At 42.3% G+C, this 14,635-nt stretch carries 14 protein-coding genes, 2 pseudogenes and 1 riboswitch; of the genes and pseudogenes, 12 read left to right on the plus strand and 4 right to left on the minus strand.

Translation table 11 applies throughout. The features are described 5' to 3' along the window. From AE2B122_RS19440 to AE2B122_RS18815, 6 genes and pseudogenes are all read left to right on the plus strand, one after another. Nucleotides 1-1,132: pseudogene (locus AE2B122_RS19440) on the plus strand (collagen-like protein); the annotation flags it as partial. A 133-nt stretch (nucleotides 1,133-1,265) separates the two neighbouring features. Further along, nucleotides 1,266-3,059 (plus strand): M3 family oligoendopeptidase, encoded by a 1,794-nt coding sequence (locus AE2B122_RS18795; protein WP_095217452.1) that lies wholly within the window; start codon nucleotides 1,266-1,268, stop codon nucleotides 3,057-3,059. A 119-nt stretch (nucleotides 3,060-3,178) separates the two neighbouring features. Continuing rightward, on the plus strand, nucleotides 3,179-4,024 hold the full coding sequence (locus tag AE2B122_RS18800; RefSeq protein ID WP_175075016.1) for an ABC transporter ATP-binding protein: 846 nt from the start codon (nucleotides 3,179-3,181) through the stop codon (nucleotides 4,022-4,024). Further along, on the plus strand, nucleotides 4,021-4,755 hold the full coding sequence (locus AE2B122_RS18805; protein ID WP_175075017.1) for an ABC transporter permease: 735 nt from the start codon (nucleotides 4,021-4,023) through the stop codon (nucleotides 4,753-4,755). Before AE2B122_RS18800 ends, AE2B122_RS18805 begins: the two co-directional genes overlap by 4 nt. A gap of 4 nt (nucleotides 4,756-4,759) precedes the next feature. Continuing rightward, nucleotides 4,760-5,905 carry a sensor histidine kinase gene (locus AE2B122_RS18810; protein ID WP_175075018.1) on the plus strand — a complete coding sequence of 382 codons (1,146 nt, stop codon included), beginning with the start codon at nucleotides 4,760-4,762 and terminating at the stop codon, nucleotides 5,903-5,905. Next, nucleotides 5,880-6,488 (plus strand): DNA-binding response regulator, encoded by a 609-nt coding sequence (locus tag AE2B122_RS18815; RefSeq protein ID WP_175075019.1) that lies wholly within the window; start codon nucleotides 5,880-5,882, stop codon nucleotides 6,486-6,488. The genes AE2B122_RS18810 and AE2B122_RS18815 overlap by 26 nt, the downstream gene beginning before the upstream one ends. Nucleotides 6,489-6,524: 36 nt before the next feature. Here the strand turns inward: AE2B122_RS18815 and AE2B122_RS18820 are convergent, their stop codons facing one another. Beyond that, nucleotides 6,525-7,898 (minus strand): peptide MFS transporter, encoded by a 1,374-nt coding sequence (locus AE2B122_RS18820; protein ID WP_175075020.1) that lies wholly within the window; start codon nucleotides 7,896-7,898, stop codon nucleotides 6,525-6,527. 208 nt (nucleotides 7,899-8,106) lie between these two features. Continuing rightward, nucleotides 8,107-8,206, plus strand: a riboswitch (TPP riboswitch). An 83-nt stretch (nucleotides 8,207-8,289) separates the two neighbouring features. Here AE2B122_RS18820 and thiT point away from each other — a divergent pair. Continuing rightward, a complete protein-coding gene (gene thiT, locus AE2B122_RS18825; protein WP_095217458.1) occupies nucleotides 8,290-8,856 on the plus strand; it encodes an energy-coupled thiamine transporter ThiT in 567 nt (188 codons plus the stop codon). 36 nt (nucleotides 8,857-8,892) lie between these two features. Here thiT and AE2B122_RS18830 read toward each other — a convergent pair whose 3' ends face one another. Continuing rightward, nucleotides 8,893-9,243, minus strand: coding sequence for a general stress protein (locus AE2B122_RS18830; protein ID WP_095217459.1), 351 nt, complete (start codon nucleotides 9,241-9,243; stop codon nucleotides 8,893-8,895). 193 nt (nucleotides 9,244-9,436) lie between these two features. Here AE2B122_RS18830 and AE2B122_RS18835 point away from each other — a divergent pair, with 193 nt between their 5' ends. Together AE2B122_RS18835 and AE2B122_RS18840 are read left to right on the plus strand one after the other, a co-directional pair. Beyond that, nucleotides 9,437-9,793 carry a hypothetical protein gene (locus AE2B122_RS18835; protein ID WP_095217460.1) on the plus strand — a complete coding sequence of 119 codons (357 nt, stop codon included), beginning with the start codon at nucleotides 9,437-9,439 and terminating at the stop codon, nucleotides 9,791-9,793. A gap of 139 nt (nucleotides 9,794-9,932) precedes the next feature. Continuing rightward, on the plus strand, nucleotides 9,933-10,424 hold the full coding sequence (locus AE2B122_RS18840; RefSeq protein WP_095271747.1) for a class I SAM-dependent methyltransferase: 492 nt from the start codon (nucleotides 9,933-9,935) through the stop codon (nucleotides 10,422-10,424). Nucleotides 10,425-10,456: 32 nt separating this feature from the next. Here AE2B122_RS18840 and AE2B122_RS18845 read toward each other — a convergent pair whose 3' ends face one another. Continuing rightward, nucleotides 10,457-11,806, minus strand: coding sequence for an NAD(P)/FAD-dependent oxidoreductase (locus AE2B122_RS18845; protein ID WP_175075021.1), 1,350 nt, complete (start codon nucleotides 11,804-11,806; stop codon nucleotides 10,457-10,459). A gap of 147 nt (nucleotides 11,807-11,953) precedes the next feature. Between AE2B122_RS18845 and AE2B122_RS18850 the strand changes: the two genes are divergently transcribed. Together AE2B122_RS18850 and AE2B122_RS18855 are read left to right on the plus strand one after the other, a co-directional pair. Beyond that, a complete protein-coding gene (locus AE2B122_RS18850; protein ID WP_095217463.1) occupies nucleotides 11,954-12,364 on the plus strand; it encodes a YwpF family protein in 411 nt (136 codons plus the stop codon). Between the two features lie 88 nt (nucleotides 12,365-12,452). Next, entirely contained in the window at nucleotides 12,453-13,817 is a 1,365-nt protein-coding gene (locus AE2B122_RS18855; protein ID WP_095217464.1) for a TrkH family potassium uptake protein, read from the plus strand. Between the two features lie 42 nt (nucleotides 13,818-13,859). Here the strand turns inward: AE2B122_RS18855 and AE2B122_RS19555 are convergent. Then, nucleotides 13,860-13,937, minus strand: a pseudogene (locus tag AE2B122_RS19555) (YjcZ family sporulation protein); the annotation flags it as partial. A gap of 391 nt (nucleotides 13,938-14,328) precedes the next feature. On the opposite strand from AE2B122_RS19555, the gene AE2B122_RS18865 reads away from it, so the two are divergent. Then, nucleotides 14,329-14,556 carry an aspartyl-phosphate phosphatase Spo0E family protein gene (locus tag AE2B122_RS18865; RefSeq protein WP_306452922.1) on the plus strand — a complete coding sequence of 76 codons (228 nt, stop codon included), beginning with the start codon at nucleotides 14,329-14,331 and terminating at the stop codon, nucleotides 14,554-14,556. Nucleotides 14,557-14,635 lie beyond the last annotated feature (79 nt).

A 14,635-nucleotide genomic window follows, 5' to 3' on the forward strand; every position in this document is an offset into this window, starting at 1 on the left:
AGGACTCACTGGAGCGACGGGAGAAACAGGATCAACTGGTATTACTGGAGTGACAGGAGAAACAGGATCAACGGGCATCACCGGAGAAACAGGATCAACTGGGATCACAGGAGTTACCGGGGAGACAGGATCAACTGGGATCACAGGAGTGACAGGTGCAACAGGATCAACTGGGATCACAGGAGTTACCGGGGAAACAGGATCAACGGGCATCACAGGAGTGACGGGAGAAACAGGATCGACTGGACTTACTGGAGTGACGGGAGAAACAGGCTCAACGGGACTCACTGGAGTTACCGGAGAAACAGGGTCAACAGGACTCACCGGAGTGACAGGAGAAACCGGACTCACTGGAGTTACCGGGGAAACAGGATCAACGGGACTCACTGGAGCGACGGGAGAAACAGGATTAACGGGCCCGACCGGAGCAGCCGGAATCACGGGCCCGACTGGAGCAGCAGGAGCAACCGGAACGACCGGAGCAGCCGGAATTACCGGTCCCACCGGAGTAGCGGGAATCACCGGTCCAACTGGAGCAGCAGGAGCGACGGGAACTACAGGAGCAGCTGGAATCACGGGCCCGACTGGAGTAGCGGGAGCGACGGGACCAACCGGAGCAGCCGGAATTACCGGTCCAACCGGAGTAGCGGGAATCACCGGTCCAACCGGAGCAGCCGGAATCACAGGACCGACTGGTTTAACAGGATCAACGGGAATCACCGGTAGCGCTTTGCCTTCTGTTAGTGCTCTTGCAGCAAACCAAGTGACTGCAGCTCTTCCACTTACCCTTAATACAGATACAACAATTAATACTATTGCCCCAACGGTAGTTGCGGGAAATAATGAAAAATTGGATTCAAACGCACAAATAGCAGTTGTCACAACTGCTAACTGGTCAGTTTCCATTACTGCTACACTGCGAAGAGATGCAACAATTCTGAATCAGGTAACCATTACAAGAACTGGACAGCTTGCCGGTACGCAGCGGATTCTTGTATCGAACACGTTTGTAGACGTAGTTCCTGCTACTGGTACGGCAACATATACAGTAGGTATAACTGTAGTCCCAGTTTCAAATATCACATCTGCCACTGCTGAAACTCGAAATCTAAATGGTACTCGTTTTGTATAACAGTGAAAGGCCATAGCTAAGGTGCTATGGCCTTTTCCTTTTGAGAGTATTGCTGAAAAATATCGAACACTAAAACTTTTCAGTTAATATACCAAAGCGTATAATAGAAAGGTAGTTTCAAGGAGGTATACATATGACAAATAAGTACGGACAAACATGGGATCTGGATGCAATTTTCCCTGGTGGCAGTGACTCTTCTGCACTTGCGGAATTCGCTGAGAAAGCAGATCAAGCTTTAAATGATTGGAAACAGGCTCTAGAAGATTTTCAAGTACCTGATCAAGCTGAAGATACTTCTGGCTTGGTACGTATCGTTGAGAAGTGGGAAACATCTGCTAAACATGTATTCGAGGTTGTTGCATTCGTTGAGTGTCTGGTAGCACAGGATGTTACAGACAAAAAAGCAAAGCAATGGTCTGGGAAGAAAGATGAACTCATGGCTGCATACAGCGGAACGCTTACGGGTGTGGATCAAGTCATCACACAAGTCCCGCAGCAGACATGGGAGCAGTTGCTGGAGCAGCCGGAATTGATCAATTATGCATTCGTTCTTGATGAACGCAAAAAAGAGGCTGCTGAGAAGCTTTCACCGAAACAAGAAGTATTGCTGAATGATTTGGCGATTGATGGCTACCACGGTTGGGGAGGCATGTATGATACGATTGTCGGCAGCATCCAGGTACCGTTGAAAATCGATGGGGAGGAGAAATCCTATTCTGTTGGTCAAGCTGCCAACAAATTAGATGCACCTGATCGCAAGGTAAGGCAGCATGTGTTTGCTAGAATGCAAGAGGCTTGGACAGAAAAAGAAGATTTTTTCGCAGAAACAATTAATCATCTAGCTGGTTTCCGTCTGCAGACATACAAGCATCGTAAATGGGACAGTGTGCTGAAAGAGCCGCTGGCTTATAACCGTATGTCTCAAGAGACGCTGGATGCTATGTGGGGAGCTATTTCGGATGAGAAGGATTCATTCGTAAAATACCTGCAGCGCAAGGCGGAGATCCTTGGTCTGGAAAAATTGAGCTGGTATGATATTGATGCGCCGCTCTCCTCTGCGACAAAACATGTATCATACGACGAAGCTGCTGACTTCATTGTGAAGAATTTCCGGACATACAGTAGCCAAATGGCTGATTTTTCACAGCAAGCATTTGAAAAGCGATGGATTGAAGCGGAAGATCGTAATAGCAAACGCCCTGGCGGCTTTTGTACCAGTTTTCCAGAAAAGAAAGAAAGTCGTATTTTCATGACTTTCAGTGGAACAGCTTCAAATGTGTCAACACTTGCGCATGAATTAGGTCATGCGTATCATAGCTACGCAATGAATGATGTAGAGCAGCTGAATCAGCAATATGCTATGAACGTAGCGGAAACAGCTTCTACATTGGCAGAATTGATCGTCTCCGATGCTGCAGTAAGAGAAGCAGCGACGAAGGATGAGAAAATCGCGTTGATCGAGGAAAAAATCCAACGTAGCATCGCTTTCTTCATGAATATCCATGCGCGCTTCTTGTTCGAGACAAGATTCTATGAAGAACGCAAAAATGGACTCGTATCTGCTGCGCGCTTGCGTGAGTTGATGGTCGATGCTCAGAAAGAAGCATATAATGACCAGCTAGATGAGTACGATCCGACATTTTGGGCGTCCAAGCTGCATTTCTACGCAACTGATGTACCGTTCTATAATTTCCCGTATACATTCGGATATTTGTTCAGCACAGGTATTTACGCAAAAGCAGCAGAAAATCCGGAAGACTTTGAACGTTCCTATAATGCTTTACTTGAGGATACTGGCCGCATGACGGTTGAGGACTTAGCGATGAAGCATTTACAGGAGGATTTGACCGATAAGGCATTCTGGCTTAAAGCTATCGAAGTTTGCAAGCAGGACATCGAGGAATTCTTGAGATTGACTGCAGAATAATTAAGGGAGACCACTCAATAGAGTGGTCTTTTTTTATGACAATTGTCATTCTTTTTCATGACATTACTTCCTTACTCCTTGTAATCTATCTTGTTATTCTGATAGCAGGAGGTGGGGTTATGCTAAGGATAAATCACGTTAGCAAATCATTTAAAGGGCAGCAGGTGCTGAGAGATATTACTTTCCAAATAGCTGAGGGTGAGAGCATTCTCCTGCTAGGTGCGAATGGGGCGGGTAAGTCTACTTTGCTAAAAATAGTTTTACAAATGCTGAAACAAGATCGAGGAAGTATGGAATGGAAAGGCAAAAAGCCTCATATTGGGTATGTACCACAAGCACCTTCTATGATTGGGAATTTAACAGTCTATCAGTTCGCTTCGTATGTGCTTTCTTTGCATGGCAAAAGAGTACAGGTCCTTACTGTTTTACAGGATGCAGGACTGGAACCGAAAAAAAAGGTACTGGCAGGGAATTTAAGTACCGGTCAGATGAAACGTCTGTTATTCCAGCTTGCTGTTACAGTTAAGCCAAAGCTGCTAATCATGGATGAACCAACAGCCGGTATGGATTTGGAAGCTAAACGACAATTTCGCAAGCAGTTGTTAGACGTACGTGCAGAAGGAATCAGTGTTTTATTGACGACACATATTCTGTTAGAAGCAGAAGAGCTTGCCGATCGATTATTATATCTGGAGGATGGAGTTATAAAAGTCGACCGTCCAATTGAGGATATAATGCTGGATAGAAAGTCAATAAGCTTCCGAACCGATTCCAAGTATAAAGGTTTTTTACTCTCTATGGGATATACACAGCAGGAAGGCTTATACCAAAAGCTGACGGAAGGCGCGGATAAAGAACTGCAGTTGCTAATCCAGCATAATATCAAATTTACGCAGCTTGAGATAAAAGGTGATACTCTTGAGCAGTATGTTGAGGGACTGGAAAGAGAGGAAGTTGGCACATGAAATCTATTGTTGTAACAGTGGGGATGGAACTCCAAAGAATGATAAAAGATAGATACTTTCTATGTTTCTCTTTACTAATGCCTTTCATTTTTTATATCCTATTTACTTACATTAATAGAGGTGCGGCTGTCGACGGAATTGAATTTGATTATTATTTTCTCATTTCCATGACCTGTTACAGTTTAGTAGTAACTTCTGTGCAAACATTTGGTATTCAAATAATGTATGATCGCATGCAAACTTGGATGGACTATTTGTTTACCCACCCTCTTACGCCATCACAGTATTTCATTTCTCGTATTATCACGCAGCTTTTGCTGAACACACTCATTGTTTCTTTGTTTTTCCTTGTTGTAAATGCATGGAAACAATTTGATCGCCCCTTGGAAGAATGGATAATGACTAGTTTATGGCTGCTGGCTGGATCGATTCTATTTCTAACAATCGGAATCTTGATTGCTCAGTCTAGAAAGGTTGAGACTGCATCTGCGACCGCCAATATAGTAGTGTTAGGACTAGCTATTTTAGGAGGTCTCTGGATGCCGCTGCAAACATTTCCGAACTGGGTGCAAATGATTGGTGAATGGCTGCCATCATACTTGTTTGCACGGGGTGCTTGGACTATAGCCTCAGGAGAGGGTATTGAAATTTCCAATATTATAATTCTTATCTGTTATTTTTTGGTATTATTTATAGGTGCAATGATTTTACAGTATAGGCAAAGGAGCTGACTACGTGAAGAAATTCCGCCTGTTTCCGGAAGAAGATGGCTATATACCTCATCTTTGGCTTGCCTATTACTATTTCACTTTACTGTATTTGATTGGAGAGCAAGGTTTTCGATTCTGGATCCCTCTCTTAGTAATGGTTGTCATCTTTTTCTGTTATAGGGAAATTTATTGGAGGCCAGAACGGACTTTTTCTTCAGCAATTGTCTTAACCATACTAGTAGCATATTTAATTTTTTTTATCGAACAGGATTTTTTCTATTTGCTCTTATATGCGATTAATATGCTTTATGTAGTGAAAAGTCCAGCTAAGTTCTGGACTGGTTATTTAATTGTTAATGCTGTTACAGGCATCATGCTGCTTACGGATATATATGGGATTCATGATTGGACATGGGGATATATTTCTCCCGGTATCCTGATCAGTCTCATTACACCAGCAGTTTGGAAAGTACAAGAAAAGTGGTACCGCAAATGGGAGGCAGTAAATGAGGAGCTTGCTGACACAAAAAAGCAAGTGGAGGAATTAATAAAAGAGCGAGAACGGGACAGAATTGCACGTGATCTGCATGATACAGTAGGACAGACGTTATCAACGATTTCAGTGAAAAGTGATATATCGAAGAAGCTTTTATACAAGAATCAAGAGCGGGCAGAACAGGAATTAGATGATATCCAGCAGTTATCTCGATCCCTGCTTCAAGAAATGCGGGAAATCGTGAGCGATTTGCGTTTTGTATCTTTGCAGGAGGAAGTGGAAGCAGCGCAGCTTAGATTAAAAGAAGCTGGTATTGCTCCTGAATTAGAACAGCAAATTCCTTCGATAGAAGACAGTTCAAAGGAAACAATGATTGCCTATATACTCAAAGAAGCTGTCACAAATGTCATTCGTCATAGTAACGCTACCGTTTGTAAAATCCGAGTTATACAATCTAATAACTATCTGCATTTACAGGTGGAGGACAATGGCGGCTATGATAATATGCTGTCACAAGACGGAAACGGCTTAGATGGAATTAGAAAAAGAGTCAGTCTAATGAAGGGGGAAGCCCATTTTCATAAGCGGATAAATGGCGGCTTGCACTTGATAGTAAAAGTTCCTATGCAAACCGAAGGAGGAAATAGTAATGATTCGTTTGCTGTTGGCGGATGATCAGAATATGCTTCGAGGTGCCATGGCGACAATGCTCGATCTTGAAGAAGATTTCGTTGTCATCAAACAAGCTGCCAATGGTGAGGAAGTATTGCAAGCACTTCAAACGCAAACTTTCGATTTACTAATCCTCGATATTGAAATGCCTAAATATGATGGCTTGGAAGTGGTCAAGCAAATGCGGCAAAACAGCCGTAAAGAGAAGGTGCTGCTGCTTACCACCTTTTCTACGGCTGCTTATGTTAAAGAAGCTATGAAAATGAAGGTTGAGGGTTATTTGCTGAAGGATACGCCAAGTGAGCAACTGGCTCATGCAGTGAGGGATATTGTATATCACGGACGCACGGTAATTAGTCCAGAGATAACGTATCAATTTGTACAAGGCGTTGATAACCCGCTAAGTGAACGAGAAATGAAAATCCTTTCTCTTGCGGAAAAAGGCTTCTCAACAAAACAAATAGCAGCTGAACTATTTTTGTCACCAGGCACCATCCGGAACTATTTTTCGGAACTTCTGGATAAGCTGGGAGCACAGAACCGTTCACAAGCAGTCTACATAGCGAAAGAGAAGGAATACATATAAAAAACACAGCTCCCGTAAGGAACTGTGCTTTTAGGTTTAGTCTCGTGCATCCAGCATGGATTGCAGTTTCTTGGAAACAGCTAGAAGGATTAGACCTACTACGATAGCGACTGCACCGATTATACTGAAAATCTCTACATAACCGAGTGATTCTGTCAATGCAGCAAGCTGTCCAGCGATAAGGCTGGCAATACCAGTTGCGGCCATCCAGACACCCATCAATAGAGAAGCAATTTTCACTGGTGCTACTCGGCTTACCATCGATAGACCAACAGGTGATAAACATAGTTCACCTAATGTGTGGAACAGGTAGGTGAAGACGATGAATAGAATATTAGCTCTATGAACAATATCCCCTTCGTCACTGCCTGTATATAGTACTGCTGGAACTAAGATCATAAATCCTAATCCTAATAGAATCATACCCATGGACATTTTTGTCGTTGTCCGAAAATCTCCACGTTTTGATTTACTCAATTTCAGCCAAATAGCAGATATGATTGGTGCAAGGATGACAATGAACAGTGGGTTCACTGATTGGAACCAGGAAACTGGTATAGTGTAACCGCCAATGTTTCGATCAATAAAATCTCTCGTATATAGTGTTAGGGAAGTACTTGCTTGTTCGAAGCCAGCCCAGAAGAAAATGATGAATACAGCTAAAATTAATACTGCACCTGTACGTTTCTTGTCAGCAGCAGTCATTTTGGCTGGAACGCCATCAGCAGAAATATTAGATCGCGCAGGTTTTGTTCCGATATCACCTAAATATTTCTTACCCAAAGTGCTGAAGATCAATTGGCCGATGACCATACCAATGGAAGATGCCAAGAAGGCCCATTTGAAGCCAAAGTGTTCGATACCGGCAGCATCAGTCGTATGGAAAAGATCCTCTGCAAGAAATCCTGCAATTAGAGGAGAGAAGAATGCACCGATGTTGATGCCCATGTAGAAGATGGTGAATGCAGCATCTTTACGTTTATCCATCGGGTGATACAACTCACCAACATGTGTTGAGATATTCGGTTTGAAGAACCCGTTACCAAGTATGAGGAACAACATACCGATGTATAATCCCCACTGATTGTTGAATAGGAATATTGTGAAATCTCCGATCGCCATCGTTACGCCACCAATAGTGATAGCAGTACGCAGGCCGATATACTTGTCAGTCAAGTAACCACCGATAATTGGTGTGAAGTAGATAATTCCTGTGTACAAACCATAAATTATTGCGGCTTGTTGCGTATTCATTCCTAATCCACCGCTAATAGCTGCAGCAGTTAAGTAAAGCATCAGTACAGCACGCATGCCATAGTAGCTATATCTTTCCCACATTTCTGTGAAGAAGAGAAGATACAATCCCTTTGGATGCTTCTTCCCTTGTGGGATTGTAGCTGGTGTATCCATTTTGAATCCTCCCTTTTTTAGAACATTGTCCATTATACGTCATAGTTTTTCTCGAATTCAAACAATTTCGTTAGATGAAGTAAAAGTAATAAAATTGCTAAAATTAGCACTTGGGTAATATTTCATCTAAAGGAAATATTAATATTTCTTGCTAGCGCTATCAATTTTCTATATAATGGATAGACAACAGAAAACAAAACGGTACAAATAAGCCTGCAGGGGGAGCCATTTCGGCTGAGATGGACATATGTCCAGACCCTTCGAACCTGTGAGTTAGCACTCGCGTAGGGATGTAGCTTCTTTGATGGGAAACAATGCACTTTGGGCCATCGGAAGAGATCCCTCTGCAGCATTGTTTTTTTGTTGCATTCTTTATTAGGGGAGAAAAAATATGCAATCAAGAAGCAAGGTTTTATTTTTAGTAGAGGTGGCAATATTTGCCGCACTCGCATTCGTACTGGACTTATTCTCATTCAAAGCATGGGCGCAGGGAGGCAGTATCTCCTTGCAAATGGTTCCGATATTCTTAATGGCATTTCGCTGGGGGTGGAAAGGCGGACTTACAACAGGGTTAGTTGTAGGATTGCTGCAGTTAGTCACCGGCCCTTATATAATACATGTTGTCCAAGGTTTTTTAGATTATCCTTTGGCCTTCACTTTAGTTGGACTGGCAGCTGTAACAGCTGGTCCAGCGCGTAAAGCGGCAAAAGAAAATAACCGAACTAAGCTTATTGGATTCTTAATCATCGGAACATTGATTGGCAGTATCGGGCGGTTCGCTGCGCATTTTGTAGGAGGAATGGTCTTTTTCGGATCTGCAGCTGCTCCTGGACAAACGGTTTGGGCATACTCGCTTATATATAATGGCTCCTACTTGCTGCCAAGCTTTATAGCCAGCATTATTGTTATTCTGATTTTGGTTTTGGCTCAACCGAAACTTATCTTACCAAAGAAATAAAAAAAGGCACTGTCTCATTGGACAGTGCCTTTCCATTTAGATTAGCAAGCCTTCGACGTTGTCTGTTTCTGTGACAATCAAGAAGATTTTCCCTTCATCGAGATCCTCTTCAAAATCCTCAGCTTCTTCCTGAGAAAAACCGATTTCCTTCAATTTCGCACGTAGTTCATCACCTTGTTTACTGAACATGCTGCCTACAGCACTTTTAGCTCCCATCTCGGATAATCCAATCGTATTGGCATCCACTTTACTGGATACACGTTTCGTTCTGTCATCATCATGTGACAATACATAGATGTTATCTTTGTTTACGCCTTTTGTGCTTAAAAGTTGAATGTCTTCTTGCAGCTTTTCATCGTTTGTGTACTCTTTTAAATATGGTTTCATGTTGAATTCTCCTTTTTAAGCTAATTTGATGTACTAAATATCTACCCGCTGGCTAGAAAATAAAACCAACAATAATAGTTACAAAAATTCAATATAGTATGACTATTTATCTGAAAATCGGCATACAGACGCTGTGTGTTGTGATAAACTGAATGTAAATTGAGGTTTCCAGTCCGGGTGAGGAGGAAACAATATGGCAGATATTATTGATATGGATCAAGTTAAAACTAAGAAATGTTTATGTCAGGTCGCCAAAATGAAAGGCATCGAATACGAAATCTATCTTACTGTCGTTAAATATATAGATAAACATACGGAGAATGTACTTCCTGAATATGCTTTCAAAACGACAGCTTCTGATTTGTCTGAAATATATAATGGTAATCGCGAGCTATTTTTGAGAAGTTATTATGAATTGCTGCGTTATTGGGATATCCCGCTGGTTGATGCAGAGAATCCTGCTAATATGGAATTTGAACGCTTTCCGAAAATAGGAGATCTATGTTACTTTATTGACCGCAAAATTCAAACGGGCAAATATACGAGTTGAAAGGACAGCTGAATGGATCAGCTGTCCTTTTTAGATTCAGGATAGAAAATGTTAATGCGTGAGAGCATAGGGAAGATACGTTTAGCTTTCGCATTGGGAGGGCAATACAGAACTAATTGATTCAAAAGGAGAGAGTTGTATGGCGAATAAAACAACAGAAGTTTCCGCAGCAGAAGTGGTGGAGCTGTTGGAAATAGAAGGCGGAGAAAAAGTGATAGTCTTTGGTGCTGGAAATGGGGAACTGGTTATTCCTATCGCACATAAAACAAAAGATCGCGTCACAGCCCTGGAGAAAGACGAAACTTTATTAGAAGAATTAGCCCTTCGTGCAGAGGAGGAAACGCTGGCGAATATCGACCGGATGCCTAGCGGATTAGGCAGGCTGAATTTCCCCGACGCATCCTTCCAACGAGGTCTTGCAGCATTTGTGTTGGATAATACAGATGACCCCGAGCTTGCAGCACAGGAAATGTACAGAGTTACAATTGAAAAGGGTATTATGGTAGCTCTCGGCTACAGCAGAGATCACAGCGCGGATCTGCTTGCAGATAAATTGACTAAGGCTGGATTCGAAGTGACGCAAGGAGACTTTAATGAAGAAGTATATTATGTAAAAGCATATAAAGCATAAGAAAACCGCCAGATATGGCGGTTTTTTCTTGTTCACTGAAGCATGCTAGGAATATCGCTATCCGCTGTCGGATAAGCCCAAAGCAAAGACTGCAGTATTTTAACTGGTGCTTCCATTTCAATTGCCAATGTAAAGACATTAATTAAATGTTCAGCATGAGCTGCATACAAATGCGCACCGACAATAGTTTGTTTTTCTTTATTCAAAATGATTTTGCTGTATCCTTCTTCCAGTCTTGTCGTCTTATTTGTGAAGAAAGAGCTCAAATCTTGTTCGATGACAGAATACTTGTCCTGAGATTTTAGAGCTTCGTCTGCTGATACACCAACTGAAGCAATTCCAGGAATAGTATAAACAACGGAAGGCTGAATATGATTGAAATCATCCTGCTGTTTCCCTTCCAGCATGTGATTAATAACACGGCTTCCGGATTCTGTAGCCAGCGGTGTAAGGGGGAGCTTCCCATCATCAGCACAATCTCCTGCAGCGTAAATATGAGGTGCTGATATACTTTGCTGATTTTTATCTACCTTAATACCCTTCTTGCTATAAGAAATGGATGTCTGATCCAGACCCATATCTTGGACATTTGGTGCTCTGCCAGCACCGTGAATGACGATATCAGCAGATAGCTGTTCTATGTTGTTTTCAGAACGGATGGAAACGGTGAATGCATTCCCTTGCTGTTCTACAGCTTCCAGCTCCGTATTCGTTCTAATATCGATGCCAAGTTTTTTACTGTAGTCGACCAAATGATTGACGACATCCTCATCAAATCCTTCCAGAGGACGTTCTCCACGATGAATAATGGTTACTTTTCGATTAAAACGGACAGCAATATGTGCAAATTCAAAACTGATATATCCTCCACCGATTAGCACCAATTCCTGAGGTAAATCATCGAGCTCAAAAAAAGCATCACTTGAAATGAGATTTTCGTATCCATCTATCGGCAGTTTAGTGGGGGAAGCCCCTGAAGCGATTAGAATATACGCAGCTTGAAGTCTTTCTCCGTTAACCTCTATTGTATGATCATCAATAAATTGTGCGTGTCCTTGGTACACCTCGATGCCGTCATTTTCGAATTCTTCGACAGTCGATTCGGGAATAGGTTTCGTGAATGTCTCCTTATGTTCGCGTAGCTTGCTCCAATCTAGCTGTGCATCTCCAGTCAAACCAAAACCCTTCATCCGCTCAAAAGCATCCTGGATTTTAACTGTTTCAATCAGTACTTTCTTTGGATCACATCCCCATTGAGGGCATGTACCTCCAAATGGTTTATCATCAATAACGGCTACAGTCCAACCCTTTTTTCTAGCTGCTGAAGCCGTGCTGTGACCACTTACGCCAGAGCCTATTACGATTAAATCCAGTTTATGCATAAATATCATCCTTCCTGGCAATATCCTAACTCTGTACCCTGGCACTATGCACAGAAAACATCCTATACACAATACATACGGATCGGAAAAGTTCTGATAAGATAGAGAAAAAGACTTAATTGGACATGTTAAAAGGAGAGGTTATTTGTGAAAACATTTAAACTGGTAGAGCTGACTTTATATCCGACAGATCAAGTGTCATTAAATGAGAAAGAAATGAAACTGTCAGAGGGGTTAATCATCAATAAAGAAGAAGATAACGAATGGGTGCTGGAAGCGGTTCTCGGCAAAGCAGATTTGGAAAGCGTACAAGAAATATCTGAAGACCGAAAAGTACTGCTTGCCCAAGTGCGAATCACAAAACCAGAAAACCGTCCGGCAATGTTCCTTGTTCAAGTACAGGAAGTGAATGATTTAGGTGATGAAGGGAATGTAATCATGAAGGGCACGCTTGCAAGGGAAGAAAAATCGGAACTGTTCGCTTCAATAAAAAGAATGCGTCAAGAAGGAATGGAAGAGGAAGAGATTTTGACCAGCGGAGCCGGAACCACGGAGTGAGTGCGCTTGAAAAAGAGAGCTATTCTCCAATATGCCTGCTATAATAGACTACATTTGAAACGAAACGTACTTTTAAAGGAGCACTTGTATGCGTACCTATGACCCGCGTTGGCGATGGCTCAATAACATTTCGCCAACCAGATTGATCATCTTGTTTTATTTAGCTGCTGTGGTTATTTCTACGTGCTTATTGGCATTGCCAGTGGCACATAAAGAAGGAACTGATATATCCTTCGTAGATGTATTATTTACGGCTGTCAGCGCCATTAGCGTTACAGGACTTGCTTCTGTTCCGATTAATGAATATTTCAACACGACTGGCATCATTTTTATAGCCTTCACGATGCAGTTGGGCGGAATTGGCGTCATGACACTAGGGACGTTTGTGTGGCTGCTGTTTGGTAAGAAAATTGGTTTCAAGGAACGGAGACTGATCATGGTTGATCAGAATCAAGTATCGTTTCGCGGAGCAGTTTATCTTATGCGACAAATTCTGGTTGTTGTATTGTCGATAGAACTGATTGGATTCCTTGTCCTAGGTACTTATTATCTGCAATATTTCCCTACAGCGGGTGAAGCTTATTTTCAAGGCTTATTTGCTTCAATTAGCGCGACGACCAACGGCGGCTTTGATATAACTGGACAGTCACTTATTCCTTTTCGACATGATTATTTCGTGCAATTCATACATATGCTGCTCATAGTTCTAGGAGCAATCGGTTTTCCGGTTCTGATTGAGGTGAAGCAGTATATCTTTGCTTCTAAGGATGAGCGCACTTTTATCCGATTTTCTTTATTCGCTAAGCTAACAACAATTACTTTTATGGTACTTATTTTTGCTGGTGCAATCATTATTGCATTGCTTGATTCCAGGAATTTCTTTGTAGGGAAATCCTGGCACGAGATACTATTTTACTCCCTTTTCCAATCGGTGACGACTCGAAGTGGGGGACTTGCAACAATGGACATTGCGCAGCTGACAGAACAAAACCAGCTGTTCATGTCTGCACTAATGTTTGTCGGAGCTTCTCCTAGCAGTGCCGGAGGAGGTATCCGTACTACCACCTTGGCATTGGTTGTTATTGCGCTTTACCACTTTGCCAGAGGGAACAAGCAAATTACTGTCCTGCGGCGGGAAATTCACCCGGAAGATCTTTTCAAGGCAATTAATGTGACGATCTTCGGCATGATTTTAGTATTCACCTCAGCTGTGATTCTTGCCTCCATTGAGCCATTTTCGCTGACTGAAATACTATTTGAAGTATGCAGTGCGTTCGGGACGGTCGGCCTAAGTCTCGGCATTACACCGGAGCTGAGTGATACAAGTAAGATTGTTTTGATGTTACTCATGTTTCTTGGGCGTGTCGGTATTCTGACGTTCTTGTATTCCTTGCAGCGAAATTCACAGACAGCTAACTTCCACTATCCTAAAGAGCGAATCATTATTGGTTAAAAAAAAGACGGCATCCGCTTAGGATGCCGTCTTTTTTTGGTATTAGCAGTAGAACGCTGCACCAACAATAATCAACAAGATGAAAAGTACTACGATCAAAGCAAAGCCATTGCCGCAACCATTGCCGCCGCCGCCGTAGCCGCCTTTGTTGTCACAACCACACTCGTAACCTCCGCCTCCGCCGCCGAAACCGCCGAAGCCACCGTATCCGTAACCCATTCTGTTTCACCTCCTAAAGCTTACACCTTACTATATGGCGCAGAGCTAGAAGGGGTATAGTCGTTAGCCCATTTTCCAATACTATTTCCATCGCGTATTATTGTTCTGTAAAAAGGACGACTGTTGCCTTTATGAATAAAGTTCTAATTTCGTTCCGTCGTCTTTTGACGAATGATAGGAAAGAAGGAGGAAGCTTGTCAGTTACTTATGTAAAAAGTGTGAAAAGTGCTTGTTAAACTTTACTTTCATTCGATCTTTTGGCATGATAAGTTATGGAAAAGATTTGTAACTAATGAGGGATAATGGTGATCAAATGATATTGCCTGAACACGCCAGATATTGTCTGCAGCACTCAAACAAACTAATCAATCTTAATAGGCTGACGCAGCAGATCGAGGTACTGCGTGAGCAGATGGCAGAAGTAGCATTTGAGAAAGGTTTTACAAGCAGTGAATCCATTGCTAAAAGCCAGGAATTGGACAAGCTGCTAAATTTATATGAAGCAAAAAGAAAGATATAAAAAAGGACAGGTACCCCGGGACTGACCCCCTAGGCTGAGACAAATAAAAACACCTTCAAGCTTGAAAACGGATCGTTGT

It is taken from the genome of Terribacillus sp. AE2B 122, from assembly GCF_902497585.1.
GTDB lineage: Bacteria > Bacillota > Bacilli > Bacillales > Amphibacillaceae > Terribacillus > Terribacillus saccharophilus_A.

Bases quoted from the DNA above. Each gene is read 5' to 3' on its own strand.
- AE2B122_RS18795 (WP_095217452.1), top strand. From the start codon at position 1,266: ATGACAAATAAGTACGGACAAACATGGGATCTGGATGCAATTTTCCCT.
- AE2B122_RS18835 (WP_095217460.1), top strand. From the start codon at position 9,437: ATGGCAGATATTATTGATATGGATCAAGTTAAAACTAAGAAATGTTTA.
- AE2B122_RS18815 (WP_175075019.1), top strand. From the start codon at position 5,880: ATGATTCGTTTGCTGTTGGCGGATGATCAGAATATGCTTCGAGGTGCC.
- AE2B122_RS18830 (WP_095217459.1), bottom strand. From the start codon at position 9,243: ATGAAACCATATTTAAAAGAGTACACAAACGATGAAAAGCTGCAAGAA.
- AE2B122_RS18800 (WP_175075016.1), top strand. From the start codon at position 3,179: ATGCTAAGGATAAATCACGTTAGCAAATCATTTAAAGGGCAGCAGGTG.
- AE2B122_RS18865 (WP_306452922.1), top strand. From the start codon at position 14,329: ATGAGGGATAATGGTGATCAAATGATATTGCCTGAACACGCCAGATAT.
- AE2B122_RS18845 (WP_175075021.1), bottom strand. From the start codon at position 11,806: ATGCATAAACTGGATTTAATCGTAATAGGCTCTGGCGTAAGTGGTCAC.
- thiT (WP_095217458.1), top strand. From the start codon at position 8,290: ATGCAATCAAGAAGCAAGGTTTTATTTTTAGTAGAGGTGGCAATATTT.
- AE2B122_RS18820 (WP_175075020.1), bottom strand. From the start codon at position 7,898: ATGGATACACCAGCTACAATCCCACAAGGGAAGAAGCATCCAAAGGGA.
- AE2B122_RS18855 (WP_095217464.1), top strand. From the start codon at position 12,453: ATGCGTACCTATGACCCGCGTTGGCGATGGCTCAATAACATTTCGCCA.
- AE2B122_RS18805 (WP_175075017.1), top strand. From the start codon at position 4,021: ATGAAATCTATTGTTGTAACAGTGGGGATGGAACTCCAAAGAATGATA.
- AE2B122_RS18840 (WP_095271747.1), top strand. From the start codon at position 9,933: ATGGCGAATAAAACAACAGAAGTTTCCGCAGCAGAAGTGGTGGAGCTG.